This is a genomic window from Curtobacterium sp. JUb34, from assembly GCF_003755065.1.
Classification (GTDB): Bacteria; Actinomycetota; Actinomycetes; order Actinomycetales; family Microbacteriaceae; genus Curtobacterium.
On the sequence record NZ_RJVH01000002.1, the window covers coordinates 377,867 to 394,218 of the forward strand.

General features: G+C 72.4%; 14 protein-coding genes. 10 read left to right on the forward strand and 4 right to left on the reverse strand.

All coding sequences use genetic code 11. The features are described 5' to 3' along the window. Window positions 1-22 precede the first annotated feature (22 nt). A complete protein-coding gene (locus EDF63_RS08255; protein ID WP_123312579.1) occupies window positions 23-841 on the forward strand; it encodes an RNA methyltransferase in 819 nt (272 codons plus the stop codon). A 35-nt stretch (window positions 842-876) separates the two neighbouring features. Here the strand turns inward: EDF63_RS08255 and EDF63_RS08260 are convergent, their stop codons facing one another. The 3 genes from EDF63_RS08260 to EDF63_RS08270 are packed head-to-tail and all read right to left on the reverse strand — an operon-like array spanning window position 877 to window position 4,255. Beyond that, window positions 877-2,466: an AtzH-like domain-containing protein gene (locus tag EDF63_RS08260; RefSeq protein ID WP_123312580.1), complete on the reverse strand. Its 1,590-nt coding sequence runs from the start codon at window positions 2,464-2,466 to the stop codon at window positions 877-879. Next, window positions 2,463-3,566, reverse strand: a complete 1,104-nt coding sequence (locus EDF63_RS08265) for an acetamidase/formamidase family protein (protein ID WP_185021346.1) — start codon at window positions 3,564-3,566, stop codon at window positions 2,463-2,465. Before EDF63_RS08265 ends, EDF63_RS08260 begins: the two co-directional genes overlap by 4 nt. Further along, window positions 3,563-4,255 (reverse strand): FadR/GntR family transcriptional regulator, encoded by a 693-nt coding sequence (locus tag EDF63_RS08270; RefSeq protein ID WP_123313103.1) that lies wholly within the window; start codon window positions 4,253-4,255, stop codon window positions 3,563-3,565. The genes EDF63_RS08265 and EDF63_RS08270 overlap by 4 nt, the downstream gene beginning before the upstream one ends. Before the next feature lie 145 nt (window positions 4,256-4,400). Between EDF63_RS08270 and EDF63_RS08275 the strand changes: the two genes are divergently transcribed. The 4 genes from EDF63_RS08275 to EDF63_RS08290 are packed head-to-tail and all read left to right on the forward strand — an operon-like array spanning window position 4,401 to window position 8,934. Beyond that, entirely contained in the window at window positions 4,401-5,690 is a 1,290-nt protein-coding gene (locus EDF63_RS08275; protein WP_123312581.1) for an amidohydrolase family protein, read from the forward strand. Next, the gene (locus EDF63_RS08280) at window positions 5,683-6,249 is read left to right on the forward strand and encodes a DUF1097 domain-containing protein (protein ID WP_123312582.1); all 567 of its coding nucleotides are present in this window, start codon (window positions 5,683-5,685) and stop codon (window positions 6,247-6,249) included. The genes EDF63_RS08275 and EDF63_RS08280 overlap by 8 nt, the downstream gene beginning before the upstream one ends. A 25-nt stretch (window positions 6,250-6,274) precedes the next feature. Further along, window positions 6,275-7,504, forward strand: coding sequence for a D-alanyl-D-alanine carboxypeptidase family protein (locus tag EDF63_RS08285; protein WP_123312583.1), 1,230 nt, complete (start codon window positions 6,275-6,277; stop codon window positions 7,502-7,504). A gap of 50 nt (window positions 7,505-7,554) precedes the next feature. After that, the gene (locus tag EDF63_RS08290; RefSeq protein WP_123312584.1) at window positions 7,555-8,934 is read left to right on the forward strand and encodes a serine hydrolase; all 1,380 of its coding nucleotides are present in this window, start codon (window positions 7,555-7,557) and stop codon (window positions 8,932-8,934) included. A 132-nt stretch (window positions 8,935-9,066) separates the two neighbouring features. On the opposite strand, the gene EDF63_RS08295 is transcribed toward EDF63_RS08290, so the two are convergent. Continuing rightward, the gene (locus tag EDF63_RS08295) at window positions 9,067-9,861 is read right to left on the reverse strand and encodes an SGNH/GDSL hydrolase family protein (RefSeq protein WP_123312585.1); all 795 of its coding nucleotides are present in this window, start codon (window positions 9,859-9,861) and stop codon (window positions 9,067-9,069) included. Between the two features lie 23 nt (window positions 9,862-9,884). Between EDF63_RS08295 and EDF63_RS08300 the strand changes: the two genes are divergently transcribed. From EDF63_RS08300 to EDF63_RS08320, 5 genes are all read left to right on the forward strand, one after another. Beyond that, window positions 9,885-11,072, forward strand: coding sequence for an acyl-CoA dehydrogenase family protein (locus EDF63_RS08300; RefSeq protein ID WP_123312586.1), 1,188 nt, complete (start codon window positions 9,885-9,887; stop codon window positions 11,070-11,072). Between the two features lie 214 nt (window positions 11,073-11,286). After that, complete coding sequence (dinB, locus tag EDF63_RS08305; RefSeq protein WP_123312587.1) at window positions 11,287-12,531, forward strand: DNA polymerase IV; 1,245 nt, start codon at window positions 11,287-11,289, stop codon at window positions 12,529-12,531. A 188-nt stretch (window positions 12,532-12,719) separates the two neighbouring features. Beyond that, complete coding sequence (locus EDF63_RS08310; RefSeq protein ID WP_123313104.1) at window positions 12,720-14,513, forward strand: DEAD/DEAH box helicase; 1,794 nt, start codon at window positions 12,720-12,722, stop codon at window positions 14,511-14,513. 25 nt (window positions 14,514-14,538) lie between these two features. Then, complete coding sequence (locus EDF63_RS08315) at window positions 14,539-14,748, forward strand: hypothetical protein (protein ID WP_123312588.1); 210 nt, start codon at window positions 14,539-14,541, stop codon at window positions 14,746-14,748. Between the two features lie 32 nt (window positions 14,749-14,780). Continuing rightward, window positions 14,781-16,109, forward strand: a complete 1,329-nt coding sequence (locus EDF63_RS08320) for an NAD(P)/FAD-dependent oxidoreductase (RefSeq protein WP_123312589.1) — start codon at window positions 14,781-14,783, stop codon at window positions 16,107-16,109. Window positions 16,110-16,352: the final 243 nt, after the last annotated feature.

Consider the following 16,352-nt stretch of genomic DNA (forward strand, 5'->3'; position numbering starts at 1 on the left):
GCGCCACACCGAAACGAGCCCCGTGCACCCCGTCCGCATCGACTCCCTCGACGACCCCCGCCTCGACGACTTCGCCCGTCTGACCGACGTGGCGCTCCGCCGGGTGAGCGAACCGGAGGGCGGCCTGTACATCGCCGAGTCGAACACGGTCATCGAGCGCGCGGTCCGTGCCGGCCACATCCCTCGGAGCATCCTGGTGCAGGAGAAGTGGCTCGACAGCGTCCTGCCGCTGGTCGCCGACCACGACGGTCCGGTCTTCGTCGGTCCCGATGCCCTGCTCGAGGAACTCACCGGCTTCCGCATGCACCGTGGCGCGATCGCCGCGGTGCAGCGCCCCGAGCTGCCGACGGTCGCCGAGGTGGTGCGGGACGCGAAGCTCGTCGTCGTGCTCGAGGACATCGTCGACCACACGAACGTCGGAGCCGTGTTCCGCAGCGTCGCCGGTCTGGGCGCCGACGCGGTCCTGGTCAGTCCGCGCTGCGCCGACCCGCTGTACCGACGGAGCGTCCGGGTGAGCATGGGCACGGTCCTGCAGATCCCGTGGACCCGGATCGGCGAGTGGCCGGCGGCGGGCGAGGAACTGCGCGCGCAGGGCTTCCACCTCGCCGCGATGGCGCTCACCGACGAGTCCGTCGACCTCGCCGAGTTCGCCCGTGACGTCCCCGGCAAGGTCGCGCTCGTCATGGGTACCGAGGGGCAGGGGCTGACGCCCGCCGCGATCGCGTCGGCCGACACCACGGTGCGGATCCCGATGGCGCACGGCGTCGACTCGCTCAACATCGCCGCGGCGAGCGCCGTCGGACTGTGGGCGGTCACCCAGGCCCAGCGGCTCGCCTCCTAGCGCCGCGACGAGCGGACCGGGAGGCGCGGCTCGCGTCAGGGCTGCAGCATCCGTCCGGCACGGATCACCAGGGCACGGTCGGTGCCCGGTCCGCCGACCAGGCAGACGCCGACGGGTGCGCCGTCCACGGTGAGGGCGGGAGCGCTGACCGCCGGCAGGCCGCCGACGCTCGCGAGGCTCGTCATCGCCGTCGTCGCGGTCCGGGTGCGTTCGAGCGCCGTGGTGTCGGCGGCGATGAGCGGTGCGGGCCCCGGGACGGTCGGGAAGAGCAGGGTCCGGTCGGCGAGTGCCGTGCGGATCGTGGCCCGGACGTCGTCGAGTCGCGCGACGGCGTCGGCGGTGGCGGTGGGGTCGTTCGCCCGGGCGGCGGCGAACCGGTCGCCGACGACGGCGCTCAGGGCGCCGGGGTGGGCGTCGATCCAGGCACCGTGGGCGGCGACGGCCTCGGCGGCCTGCACGAGGCGCAGGAGTTCGCGCAGGTCCTCGAGCGGCGGGACCCCGAGGTCGGCGAGCCGCACAGGACCGATCGGTGCGTCCTGTCCGGCGACGAACGCGGCGAAGGCCTGAGCGACGGCGGGCTCGACGAGGTCCACCAGCTCAGCGGGCACGAGCAGCTCGGTCGGCTCGTCCGACGCCGCTGCAGAGGCCGACGCGGTCGCCGACACCGACGGCATGCTGGCGTCGAGCGCCGCGAGCAGGACGTCGGCGCTCCGGGTGAGCCACCCCACCGTGTCGAAGGACGGCGCCAGCGGGAGCAGGCCCTGTCGGGAGACCGCGCCGTGGGTCGTCCGGAGGCCCCACAGCCCCTGGTACGAGGCGGGGACCCGCACCGATCCCGCGGTGTCCGTGCCGATCCCGATCTCGGCCATCCCGATACGGACGGCCGATGCGGATCCGCTGGACGAGCCTCCCGGCAGTCGGGTCGGGACCGCCCCGTTGGGCGGGGTGCCGTGGTGTTCGTTGCGACCCGTCAGGTTGTACGCGAACTCGTCGGTGCGCGCGATGCCGCGGATCGACGCGCCGGCGTCGAGGAGCGCGGCGACGGCGGCGGCCGGCGAGGTCGCGACGGGGGACTCGCGCAGGTACGTGGGGTTGCCGGCGCCGACGGGCTGGCCGGGGACGGCGTAGAGGTCCTTCACCGCGACGGTGCGTCCGTCGAGCGGTCCGGACGCGGTGGGGGCGACCAGTGGGTCCCCGACGGCCCGCCAGACCGTGGTGTCGAACGCCTTGGGACGGCCGGTGACGTGGGCGGCCTCGATGCGCCAGCGCGGTGGGGTGCCGGTGCCGGACCCCGTGTGGGTGCCCGTGTCGCCGTCGCGCCGCCACAGCTGGGTCTGGAGGCCCTGCCCACCCGCCGCGAACTCGGACACCGACACGACCAGGGCGAGTCCGTCGGCCAGGGGTCGGACCTCGACGCGCGTCAGCGAGCGGGTCTGGACCCCACCCCGTGCCCCGCGGAACGCGCTGATCGCGTCGTGCCCGACGAGCAGGCCGCGGTCGTCCCCGCGCATCGTGCCGGGCGCGTCGACGAACGCGGCGTCGAGGGCCTCGAGGTCGTTTGCGGCGAGGGCGGCCTCGTACGCGTCGAGGGCGTCGAGCAAGCCCTCCGGCGCTCCTGTGGTCATCGGGCGGGCTCCTCGAAGTCGGCCTTGCGGATGCGGGCGTGTGCGCCGGTGACCAGGTCGACCACCTGCGAGATGTTGAAGTCCGTCGCGGCGGACAGGTAGGCGTACGCCAGGTGCGGCTCCATGCCCCAGCGGGCACCGAGGATCGCGACCGCGTGCCGGACGCAGGCGCGGACGGCCTCGTCGAGGTCCGGGTCCATGCCGGTCGGCACGAGGAACTCGTGGGTCTCGACGAGCGGCCAGACCAGGTCACCGAACTGCTGCGCGGCCTCGGCGGCGGGCGTGACGTCGAACCGGACGGTCGCGCGGAGCGATGCCTCCATCGCGGTCAGGGCGACCTCGCCGTCACCCTGCGCGAAGTGCGGGTCGCCGACGTAGGCGAGCGCCCCGGGCACCAGGACCGGCAGGTGCAGCTGCGCGCCGACCTGCAGCAGGTTCACGTCGACGTTGCCGCCGTGCCGGCCCGGTGGCACCGAGTGCAACCGCTCGCCGGGCGTCGCGACGCCCATGATGCCGAGGAAGGGGGCGAGCGGGAAGTGCGCGAAGCGGTCGCGGGCACCGGTCAGGGGGATGCGGCCCCGCCGGCCCTCGGCCGTGTCGACCACGTCGGCGAAGACGCTGACCGTGGTGCCGTCGACCGGGTACTCGCCGTGCAGGGCACCACGGCCGTGCCGGTTCGAGACGACGCCGTAGTGCACGCGCGGCAGCGTCTCGAGCACCGTCATGGTCAGGACGTCGCCCGGTTCGGCACCCTCGACGGCGATCGGGCCGGAGACCACGTGCGGACCGTCGGTGGACGGGTCACGACGAGCGGCGCGGGCGATCGCGACGGCGTCGTCCAGCACGTGCTCCGGGGCGACCCCGTGCGACCCGAAGTACGCGCGCGGGTCGCTGCCCTGGTCGGGCAGGATCCCCTCGTGGCTGACGGTGTCGACCGTCACGTCCTCGCCGGACGCGATCGTGATCGTCGGGCGGTCGTCGCCGTTCGGCAGTCGACCCCAGAGGACCGTGTCGGGGTCGACGGGCAGGTAGCGCGCTGAGCGGACGGGGCCGGCACCGGGCTGCAGTGTCGGGATCGCGGGAGTCGTCATCGTGGTCATCGGTCGGCCTTCCGTTCGACGAGGTGGGCGACGTCGGCGAGGTGGTCGGTCATCGAGTCACGGGCGCCGTCCTCGTCGTGACGTCGGATGCAGTCGAGGATCCGTTCGTGCCAGACGAACGACGAGCGGCGACCCTCGCTGGTGCTGTGCGACCGCGCACGGACGTCCTGCACCCACCCGCTGCTGAGCTCGCACAGGGACACCAGCAGCGGGTTGCCGGAGGCGCGCGCGACCTGCACGTGGAACGCGACGTCCTGGGCCAGGGACTCCTCGGGGCTGAGCCCCGCGTGCGTGGCGGCGAGGACGCGTTCGAGGGCGAGCAGGTCCGCTTCGCCGGCACGGACCGCGGCGAGGCCGGCGACCCTCGGCTCGACCACCGTGCGGAACTCGGCGACGTGCTCGGCTCGTCGCGCCAGGTCGTCGCCGTGGGCCGCGCCCGTCTGCTGCTCGAGCAGGGCGGTCGCCTCCTCGGAGCGCGGCAGCACGACGGTGCCACGGCCGGGTGTCCGGGAGACGAGCCGACGGCGCTCGAGCTCCTGCATGGCCTCACGCACCGTGGTGCGTGACACGGCGAGGTCCTCGGCCAGGGTCCGCTCCGGCGGGAGCTTGTCGCCGGGTGCCAGGTCCTCGAGCACCAGGCGGGCCAGGTGCGCGGCGGTCGCGGCGCTCAGTGTGCGGCCTCTCTGCATGAGCACGAGCCTACGGTCCGTTGGTCCGATTGGTTCATTGGTACGACCAACGTTTACACGCTCGTCACACGACGAAACGGAGCCGGAAACACGGCGGGCGAAGGGTGGGTCACGTCCGATCCATCCCGAGCGAGGAAGAACCACCATGGACCTGATCCTGCGCACGGCCCGCCTCACCGACGGCCGCCTGGTCGACGTCCACGTCGCCGACGGCACCATCGTCCGGGTCGCCGAGGCGGGCACGGAGGACGAGCCGACCGGCGCGGCGCACGTCGTGGACTGTGCCGGTCGCGTCGTGATCCCCGGGCTCATCGAGACCCACCTGCACGTCGACAAGGCACTGCTCGACCGCGAACGACCGAACCCCGACGGCACCCTCGCCGGCGCGATCGCGGTGACGGGGGAGCTCAAGCGCGGCTTCACCCACGACACCGTCCGTGACCGCGCCCGGACCCTGCTCGACCAGGCGATCACCAACGGCACGACACTCGTCCGGGCACACCCCGACGTCGACCCCGTCGTCGGACTGACCGGCGTCGAGGTGCTCCTCGCACTGCGCGACGAGTACCGCGACGCCCTGGACCTGCAGATCGTCGCGTTCCCGCAGGAGGGCATCGCGAAGGCGCCGGGCACGCTCGCCCTGCTCCGCCGGGCGCTCGCCGCCGGGGCCGACGTCATCGGCGGCTGCACCTACAACGAGGCGACCCTGGCCGCGTGCCACGAGCACGTCGAGACCGTCCTCGACCTGGCCGAGGAGTTCGACGTGCCGGCCGACCTCCACGCCGACTTCGCCGACGACACGTCCGACCCGCGGTTCGCCCTCGCCGGGCACATCGCCGACCGCGTCGCCGCTCGCGGGCTGCAGGACCGGGTCGCCCTCGGACACGTGACCTCGCTCGCCAGCCTGCCGCCGGTCCCGCGCAGCGCGGTGCTCGCGAAGCTCGCCGCGGCCGGTGTCGCGGTGGTGCCGTTGCCCGCCACGGACCTGCACCTCGGCGGCCGCTCGGACGACCGGGACGTCCGCCGCGGGGTCGTCCCGGTGCGCGAGCTCTGGGACGCCGGCGTCACGACCGCCTACTCGTCGAACAACGTCCGCAACGCGTTCACGCCGTTCGGCAACGCGGACCTGCTCGACATCGGGTTGCTGCTCGCGCAGGTGGGGCACCTGTCCGGCCCCGACGACCTCGGGCGCGTGCTCGAGATGGCCACGTCGTCCGCGGCCCGCGTCGTCGGCGTCGCCGAGACCCACGGCATCCGGCCGGGAGCCGCCGCCGACCTCGTCGTCCTGTCGACGACCGACCCGGCGGGGGTCCTGCTCGACCGTCCCGACCGGAACCTCGTGTTCAAGCGCGGCCGCGTCGTCGCGGAGACCACCAGGACCACCCGACTCACCACCGGGTCCACCACTCGATCGAAGGAGCTCACCCATGCGTGAACGGATCCCGCACGAGATCGTCGCCTCGGTCCTCGCCGGCACCACGGCGTTCATCGGCGGCAATGCGCTGCACCTGCCCACCTGGGCGATCTTCATCAGCTGGGCGGGGATGTTCCTGCTCGGGGGGAAGCCCACGCTCCGGAACGCCACCCGGCTCTGGGCGGCGATGCCGATCGGGTCCGCCTTCGGCCTCGTGATCGTGCTGCTCGACCAGCGCTTCGGCACGGTGCTCGGCGAGGGTCAGGCCGCGCGGAACACGGTGCTCGCGCTGCTCATCCTGGTCGTCAACTGTGCCCTGATGTACACGGGTCGGACGCGACTGTTCGGGCTCGTCCCCGGCATGTTCCTCGGGTTCGCCTCGTTCTTCGCGACGTGCTTCGGCGGCTTCGGCTTCGATCCGGGCAACGCCTGGGCGGCATGGGCCTCGGTCGTCGTGATGAACGCGCTCGGCCCGGTGTTCGCGTACCTGTCCCGGCGGCTGACGTTCGCGCGGCCGACCCCGACCGGAGCGACGACGGACACGCCCGCCGCCGAGCAGCCGGTCGCAGCCCGGGTCTAGGGACCGACCGGTACGCTCGGTTCCCGTGTCACGAGTCGTCCGTCGCCCCCGCTCCGCCGTCCGGAGGCCCGTGACGATCTCCGTCGTCGCGGTCCTCGTGCTCGTCGCCGGGTACCTCGTGGCCGCGGCCGTCGTGCCGTTCGGCCCGGCGAGCGCCTCGACCACCACGTACTCGGCCCCGACGTCGAGCGTGCCGGCGCTGAGCTTCCCCGGCTACGGCGCCACCGCGGTCGAGGCCACCGACTTCCCGGAGAGCCTGCGCACCAGCGGCGACACGAAGCCCCGCTCGATCGCGAGCATCACCAAGATCGTCACCGCGCTCGTGGTGCTCGACGAGAAGCCGATGGCTGCGGGGGAGTCCGGTCCCGCGATCACCTTCACACCGAAGATGGAGTCGCTGTACGCCAAGTACGCGGCGATGAACGGCGAGGTCGCGCCGATGCCGGCGGGGTTGAAGCTCACCGAGCACCAGGCGTTCCAGGTGATGCTCATGAAGTCGGCGAACAACTACGCCGGCGCCCTCGCCATCTGGGCGTTCGGGTCGATCGCCGAGTACGAGCAGGCGGCGACGAAGTGGCTCGAGGAGCACGACCTCGACGACACCACGATCCACGAGCCGACCGGTCTCGACCCGCAGAACACGTCGACGGCCACCGACCTGGTCGACCTCGGTCAGCTCGCGCTCGCGGATCCGGTCGTCAAGGAGATCGTCGGCACGAAGGACGTCACGATCCCGACGGTCGGCGAGATCGAGAACTCGAACAAGCTGCTCGGCCTGGACGGCATCGAGGGCATCAAGACCGGCACCCTCGACGAAGCGGGCGCCTGCCTGCTGTTCGCGGCGACCTACGAGCGCGGCGGCCGCGACGTCACCGTCATCGGCGTGATGCTCGGCGGGGTCGACCACGACTCGCTCGACGTCGACGTGCAACGGCTGCTCCGGTCGGTCGCCGACAACTTCCAGGTCGTGCCCCTCACGCACGCCGGGCAGACCTTCGGCACGTTCTCCACCCCCTGGCAGGACGAGGCCGACGCCGTCACCGCGAAGGCAGCCGAGGTCCTGGTCTGGGGGAAGACGAAGGTCCGCGCCACGGCACACCTCGACGAGGTCACCCTCGGGACGAAGGGCGAGCGGGTCGGGACGGTCCGCTTCACGGTCACGGACCACGACCCGGTGACGGTGCCGCTCGTGCTCGAGCGGACGATCGACGACCCCGGCGTCTGGTGGCGCTGGACGAACCCGTTCCAGGGCTGACGGTGCTCGCGCGCTGACGCGCACCACCCGGAGTCCGTACTGTCGGACGGGTGACGACGACGACGTTCTCCCGGACCACCCCCTCCGCCCGCGACATCGACGCCCGCGGGGTGCTCGCGTTCGTCGACGCCCTCGAGTCGACCCCCGGTGTCGAGCCGCACAGCCTGATGCTGCTCCGCCACGGCCAGGTCGTCGCCCAGGGGTGGTGGCAGCCGTACGCGGCCGACCGGGTGCACCTGCTCTACTCGCTGAGCAAGAGCTTCACCGCGGCTGCGGTCGGCATCGCCGTGCGCGAGAACCTCATCGACCTCGACGCCACCGCCCTGTCGTACTTCCCCGAGCTCGACGCCGAGATCACGGACGAACGCAGCCGCCGCATCCGGGTCCGGCACCTGCTCGCGATGGCGAGCGGCCACCGCGAGGAGACCCTCGACCGCGCTCGCGCCGCCGACCCGACGAACACCGTCCGGGGCTTCCTGCTCACCCCGCCGGACGAGGAGCCCGGCTCCGTCTTCGCCTACAACCAGCCGTGCACGTACACGCTCGCGAGCATCGTCCGACAGGTCAGCGGCGGGTCCCTCGTCGAGTACCTGCGGCCGCGGCTGCTCGACCCGCTCGGCATCGACGACCTCGCCTGGCGACGCGACGAGACGGGCGCCGAACTCGGGTACAGCGGGTGCTACGCCCCGACCTCGGCGATCGCAGCGCTCGGCCAGCTCTACCTGCAGCGCGGGGTGTGGGACGGCGAGCGGATCCTCGACGAGGACTGGGTCGCCGCCGCCACGAGGACCCAGGTCGAGAACCCGGGCGAGGAGAACCCGGACTGGTCCCAGGGCTACGGCTTCCAGTTCTGGATGGCCCGCCACGGCTTCCGCGGCGACGGCGCCTACGGCCAGTTCTGCGTCGTCCTGCCCGAGCAGGACGTCGTCCTCGCGATCACGGGACAGAGCCTCGACATGCAGGCGGTCCTCGATGCGGCCTGGCAGCACCTGCTGCCCGCCGTCGACCGTCCGTCCGACGCCGACGCGGACACCGCCCTGGAGGCCCGACTCGCTTCCCTGGGGCTGCCCGCGGTGCGCGGCGGCTCGCTCCCCGAGCACGTGGCCGGTCGTGCACTCCGGCTGCTGCCCGGTGCGGCGCTCGACGCCTTGGGCTTCGACCGTGGGGCCCATGGGATCCGACTGACCGTGTCAGCCGATGGAGCTTCGGCGTCGGTGCCGGTCGGAGAGGGGAAGTGGGCCGTCGAGGGTGCCCTCGCAGCGAGCGCCGCGACCCGGTCGGACGGCGCCGTGCTCGTCGCGCTCCGTTTCGTGGAGACGCCGCACCTGCTGTGGCTCCGCGTCGACCTCGCTGCCGGCACGGTCGGCACGACGTGGGAGACCGAACCGCTGCACGACGGCGCGCTGACGCTGCACCGGCCCGCCGACTGACCTGCGCCCACCACAGGGTGCACGACCCGGTTCGCGCCCCCCCACGGTCATCGCGCCCTGGGGAGTCGGGGCGCGATGACCGTGGTGGGGCGCGGCTGGAGAGGCGTGCGGACTCGGATGCCCCTCGTTCCGCTACGGGGTGTCGGACCGGTGCTCGACGACGTCCTGCAGCTCGGGGCGCTTGGCCGAGACGCCGTCGCCCGACGACGTGTGCTTGATGCGCCGGACGACCCACGGCACCAGGTACTCCTTCGCCCAGCCGAGGTCCTCGGCACGGGCTTCGCGCCAGGGCCGTGCCTCGAGCGGATCGGGGTTGAACGGCTCAAGCCCGTGCGGCACCCCGAGGGCGTCGAGCACCGCCGCGGCGATCGTCGAGTGGCCCATCGGGGAGTGGTGCAGCCGGTCCGGCGCCCACATGCGCGGGTCGCGGAGCACCCGCAGCGCCCACATGTTCGCCACCAGGGCGCCGTGCTTCAGGGCGATGGCGTGCAGGTTCTCGTTGTAGATCGCCGTCTTGCCGCGCACCATGCCGAGCACCGGCGTCATGCCGACGTCGGGGCCGGTGAAGAGCACCACGGTGGCGCCGTCGCTCCGCAGTCGCGACACCATGGCGTCCACCCGTTCGGCGAGTTCGTCCGGATCGGAGCCCGGCCGGATGATGTCGTTGCCACCGGCGGACACCGTGACCAGGTCCGGGCGGAGCGCGAGGGCCGGTTCGACCTGCTCGTCGATGATCTGCTGCAGGAGCCGCCCGCGGATCGCCAGGTTGGCGTACGCGAAGTCGTCGGACCCGTGCGCGAGCACCTCGGCGACTCGGTCCGCCCACCCCCGGTTGCCCCCGGGGACCGTGGGGTCGGGGTCGCCGATCCCCTCGGTGAACGAGTCACCGATCGCGACGTACCTGGACCAAGGATGACGATCTGACACGCTCCGGACCCTAGTCTCGTGCCATGACGAAGGCCAACACGGACGCAGGCACGGACGTCGGCACGGACGCGGCACCCTGGACCGTGCAGGACGACCTGCTCGCCCGCATCGCCGACCGTGCCCCCGGGTACGACGCCGCGAACGCCTTCTGCGCCGAGGACCTCGACGAGCTCCGCGCCGCCGGCTACCTGCGCATCGGGGTCCCGGTGGCCCAGGGCGGTTCCGGACTCGGACTCCACGCCACGGCCGCCGTCCAGCGGACGCTCGCCCAGGCCGCGCCGGCGACGGCACTCGGCCTCGGCATGCACCAGGTGTGGGTGCAGGCGGCGCGCGCGGTGCGTGCGCGAGGCGAGTCGTTCCTCCAGGCCGTCACCGACCGCGCTGCGGACGACCAGCTGCTCGCGTTCGGGGTGAGCGAACCCGGCAACGACGCCGTCCTGTTCGACTCGTCGACGACGGCGGAGCCGGACGGCGACGGTGGGTACCGCTTCACCGGCACCAAGGTGTTCACGTCCCTCGCGCCGGCGTGGGACGTGCTGAGCGTGTTCGGCAAGGACGAGACGGGGCCGGAACCGCGGCTCGTGCACGGCTTCGTGCTCCGGTCCGACGGCGACGTCGAGCACCTGGACGACTGGGACACCCTCGGCATGCGGGCGACGCAGAGCCGCACGACGAAACTGCACGGCGTGCACGTGCCCGCCGACCGCATCGTCCGGTCGCTGCCCGTCGGACCGAACCAGGACCCGCTCGTGTTCGGGGTCTTCGCGGCGTTCGAGCTGCTCATCGCGTCGGTGTACGTCGGCGTCGCCGAGCGGGCCATAGCGCTGGCGGTCGACGCCGTCGGGCGACGCGTGGCGGCCGACGGCTCGCCCCGGTCGGACGACCCCGACGTCCGCCGTGCGCTCGCGGACCTGCGCGGTGCCGTCGACGCGATCACCCTGCAGGTCGACGCCCTCGCCCGCTCGGTGGACGAACGCGACGAGCTCGGCGCCCGGTGGTTCCCGCTGCTCGTCGGCACGAAGGCGCGGGCGGTCGACACGGCACAGCACGTGGTGGACGAGGCGATGCGGGTCGTCGGGGGCTCGGCGTTCCGGTCGTCGAGCGAGCTCGCCCGCCTGGCGCGCGACGTGCGGGCCGGGCAGTACCACCCGTCGTCGCGCGACTCGGCGGCGCGCACCCTCGCGACGTCGGTGCTCGGCCCGCCAGCCTGACGCGGCACCCGCGCGCGCCGAGCGCCGGGCGCGCGAGCACGGTGCGGGACTTGTGGGCTGGTGCGAGGTTGCCCGCTCCGTGCGGCCTTGTAGCGCCGCACCGAGCGATCAACCCGGCACGGATCGACGAAGGTCGCACGGTGCTCTCGGCGCATAGCGACCTCCGCACGCCGAGCCGGGCGGCGATGTCGGTGGTGCCTGGCATCATCTCGGTGTGAGCAAGCAGGACGGTAGCAACCGGCTCGTCTCCGACGCCCCGGTGGACGACGTCTCGGCGACGGTGCTGCACGTCGACATGGACGCCTTCTTCGCGTCCGTCGAACTGCTCGACCGGCCCGACCTGGTGGGGCTGCCGGTCATCGTCGGCCACGACTCCGACCGGTCCGTGGTCACCGCGGCGACGTACGAGGCCCGCAAGTACGGGGTGAACTCCGCGATGCCGATGGCCATCGCGAAGCGCCGCTGCCCGAACGCGATCATCGTCGAGCCGCACTTCGAGAAGTACCGCGACAAGTCCGCCGCGGTGATGGCGATCTTCGACCGGTTCACCCCGCGGGTCGAGCGGCTCGGCATCGACGAGGCGTTCCTCGACGTCGCCGGCGCGCTCCGGCTGTACGGCACGCCGTGGGAGATCGGTCGGGCCATCCGACGCACGGTCCACGCCGAAACGGGCCTGCACTGTTCGGTCGGCGCCGCATCGACCAAGTTCGTGGCGAAGCTCGCGTCGAGCCGGTCCAAGCCGGACGGGCTGCTCGTCGTCCCCGGAGCCGACACCATCGCGTTCCTGCACCCGCAGCCGGTCTCGGCGCTCTGGGGCGTCGGCGGCAAGACGCAGGAGACCCTCGAGCGCCGTGGCATCCGGACCGTCGGCGACCTGGCGAACACGCCCCTCGGGTCGCTCGTGTCCGCCCTCGGGCCCGCCGGTGGCCAGCGCCTGCACGACCTGTCGTGGGGGCGCGATCCCCGCGTCGTCGACACCGGCGTCGGCGAGAAGTCCATCGGGCACGAGGTCACGTTCGGCCATGACCTGACCGAGCGGGACGACGTCGCGCGTGAACTCCTGCGTCTCGCCGACAAGGTCGCCGTCCGCCTGCGTCACGCCGACGTGCAGGCCCGCACCGTCGCGCTCAAGGTCCGCTACACCGACTTCACCACCCTGACCCGCTCGCGGACCCTCGCCGAGCCCACCGACGTCGCCAAGCGGCTGCACCGTGAAGCCGTCGAGCTGTACGACGTGCTGCACCGGCCGGGCAACCGGATCCGGCTCATCGGGGTCCGCGGCGAGAACCTCGTGCCGGCCGCGGCGAGCAACGCGCTCTGGGACGACGACGCGCCGTGGCGCGAGACCGAGACCACGGTGGACGCGGTCGCCGCGCGGTTCGGCGCAGGCGTGCTGCGACCGGCATCTCTGGTCCGCCGGACCCCCGACGGCCACGTCCCGCACGCCAGGCAGGACTGACGGTGGCGGTAGAATCAGGTCCAGTGAGCGCAGCGGAGTACGAACAGCAGCAGCCCGCCACGCTGTGGGCCGAGTCGGGGGACGACGGGGCCGGAGACGGCGCCGCGGGGTCGACCGACACGTCGTCGGGCGCATCTTCGTCCGCGCACGCCGACGCGGTGGCGCGCGACGAAGCCGACGCGGCCGCCCTGGCCGAGGCAGCCGGCAACTCGGCCGTCCAACACCTGTCGCCGGCGTTCCCGGACCGCGCTGCGTGGGGGACCGCGTCGAAGCTCCGCGCCTGGCAGGTCGAAGCGCTCACGAAGTACTTCGAATCCGAGCCGCGCGACTTCCTCACGGCAGCGACGCCCGGCGCCGGCAAGACGACGTTCGCGCTGCGTCTGGCCACCGAGCTGCTCGCGCGCGGCACCGTCGACCGCATCGTGGTCGTCGCCCCCACCGAGCACCTCAAGCGGCAGTGGGCTGACTCCGCCGACCGCGTGGGCATCCGGATCGACCCGATGTTCAAGAACGGCGACGGCATGTTCGGCCGGCACTACCAGGGCGTCGCGATCACCTACGCCCAGGTCGGCATGAACCCCGAGGTGCACAAGAAGATCACCGAGGGCGGGCGCACCCTGGTCGTCCTCGACGAGGTCCACCACGGTGGCGACGCACTCACCTGGGGCGACGGCATCAGAGAAGCGTTCTCCGGCGCCACCCGACGACTCTCGCTGTCCGGCACGCCGTTCCGCTCCGACACCGCGCCGATCCCGTTCGTCCAGTACGCACCCGACGAGCAGGGCATCCGCACCTCGATCTCCGACTACAACTACGGCTACGGCCGCGCGCTGAAGGACGGCGTCGTCCGACCCGTGCTGTTCATGGCCTACGCCGGCCAGATGCGCTGGAAGACCCGGATGGGCGACGAGATGTCGGCCTCCCTCGGCGAACAGGTCACGAAGGACATCACCGCACAGGCGTGGCGCACCGCGCTGTCTCCCGAGGGCGAGTGGATGCCGGCCGTGCTGTCCGCAGCTGACAAGCGCCTCACCGAGGTGCGCCGTGGTGTGCCCGACGCCGGCGGTCTGGTGATCGCGACGGACACCACCACGGCCCGCGCGTACGCCCGGATCCTGCAGCAGATCACCGGGGAGCGGCCGACCGTCGTCCTGTCCGACGAAGCCGCCGGGTCCAGCCGGATCAGTGCGTTCGCAGACGACACCTCGCGGTGGATGGTCGCCGTCCGCATGGTGTCCGAGGGGGTCGACGTCCCGCGGCTCTGCGTCGGGGTCTACGCCACGAGCGCCAGCACCCCGCTGTTCTTCGCCCAGGTGATCGGCCGCTTCGTGCGTGCTCGCCGCCGTGGGGAGACCGCGTCGGTGTTCCTGCCCAGCGTGCCCGGCCTGATGGCGCTGGCCGCGACCCTCGAGCTCGAACGCGACCACGCCCTCGACCGTCCCAAGGACGCCGACGACGGCATGTACAACCCCGAAGACGCGATGGTCGCCGAGGCCAACAAGGAGGACCGGGCGTCCGAGAGCCTGCTCGAGGTCCAGCCGTTCGAGGCGCTCGACTCGCAGGCGTCGTTCGACCGCGTCCTGTACGACGGCGGCGAGTTCGGCACCGGCGGCGAGGTCGGGTCGCTCGAGGAACTCGACTTCATCGGCATCCCCGGGCTGCTCGAACCCGACCAGGTGCGCGACCTGCTCCGGGCGCGCCAGGCGACCCAGGCGAAGCGCTCCAAGGGCCGCACCGTCAAGGACGGCCTGCCGAAGGCCGCCGAGCCCGAGAACCGCCCGATGTACATGACGATCAAGGAGCAGCGCACCGAGCTCGCCCGGCTCGTGTCCATCTGGTCGCGGCACTCGAACGAGCCGCACGGCGCCATCCACGCCGAACTCCGGCGGATCAGCGGTGGCCCGGCGGTGGCGCAGGCGAGCATCGAGCAGATCCAGAAGCGCATCGACGTCCTGCGCTCCCGCATCGGCGGGCGCAGGTGACGGGTGCGGTCCGGGCGGTCCGCCCGTGATCGAGTCCGTCGACGACCGCACCTGGTACGTCAAACGCGACGCGGAGTCCTCTCCCGAGGCGATCATCGACCGGTTCGGGGGCGGCTACCGGCTGCGACGGTTCTCGCTCACCGAGTCCCGACGGACCCCGCACGGCGTCTACATGGGTGTCGACCTGGCGGAGACGGCCTGGTGGCGGCTGCGCGACAGGCCGCGCAGCTCATGACGCGCCAAGCCAAAGTCCGGTAGACCGGAGGAATGGCAGACTCGATCCCTCACGTCCTCGTCCTCGGCGGCGGCTCCGCTGGCTACAGCACCGTCAAGCAGCTGCAGAAGCACGCAGCGACCGTGCCCATGCGCATCACGCTCGTGGACCAGAACACCTACTACACGTACCTGCCGTTCCTGCCCGAGGTCGCCGGCGGCCACATCGCCCCGAAGGACGTCACCGTCGAACTGCGCCGTGCGCTGCGCAAGACCCGCGTCATCCAGGGCAAGGTCACCGGGATCTCGTCGGCGGACAAGACCGTCTCGATCGCGACCGCCGGTGGCGACGACCGCACGCTCGGCTACGACCAGCTCGTCGTCGCGCTCGGCTCGGTCACCCGCACCTTCCCGACCCCCGGGCTCGAGGAGTACGGCGTCGGCTTCAAGAGCGTGGAAGAGGCCGCCTACGTGCGCGCCAAGCTCCTCGACAACATCGCGAAGGCCGCTGCCACGCGTGACGAGGACGAACGTCGTCGTCTGCTCACCAGCGTCTTCGTCGGCGGTGGCTACACCGGTGTCGAGGCGATCGGCGAGCTCTTCGACGTCTCGCAGGCCGCCATCAAGACGTACCCGTCGCTCGCGGGGGAGCAGCCTCGCTGGATCCTCATCGACGCACTCGACCGTGTCGCGCCCGAGGTCGGCCCCGAGCTGTCCAAGTGGACGCTCGAGTCGCTCCGCGCCCGTGGCATCGACGTGCGTCTGAAGACCACCATGCCGAGCGCCGAGGACGGCATCGTCAAGCTCTCCGACGGCGACGAGATCCCGACCGGGCTGCTCGTGTGGACCGCCGGCGTCAAGCCGAACCCGCTGCTCGACGCCTCCGACCTGCCCCGCGGACCGAAGGGGCACCTCGCCGCCAACGCGAAGCTCCAGGTCGAGGCAGAGGACACGCACGAGGTCGTCCCCGGTGTCTGGGGCCTCGGTGACGTCGCGCAGGTGCCCGACCTGACCGCCGACAAGCAGCCGGCGTTCTACCCGCCGAACGCGCAGAACGCCGTGCGCCAGGCCGTCGTGGCGGCGGACAACGTCGTCGCGACGATCACCGGCAAGCCCCTCGAGGAGTACCGCCACCCCTCGATCGGCACGGTCGCGTCGTACGGTGTCGCCAAGGGTGCCGCGAACATCAAGGGCATCAAGATGACGAACCTGTTGGCCTGGCTCGCCCACCGCGCGTACCACGTGTACGCGATGCCGACGCTGAACCGCAAGGCGCGCATCATCATCGGCTGGGTCACCGGCGCCGTCTCGGGCCGCGACGCGACCTCGCTCATCAAGGAGACGGACCCGCGTCGCAACTTCGTCGAGGCGTCGAAGAGCTAGGAGACGGAACGCGGCATCAGGCCGCAATTTCGTCGAGGCGTCGAAGAGCTCGACGCAACCACCCGACGGACGGGAGGCGCGGTGCCAGCTGGCACCGCGCCTCCCGTCCGTCTGCTCGCCCCGGCCCGACCCGTAACGACACCATCGATGTCGTACGACGTCGATCTTGTCGCCCGGCCACGAGCGCAGCGATGGCGGCACTCGCCGGGAGGCACAACAGAAAATGCCCCCGGACCGAAAGGT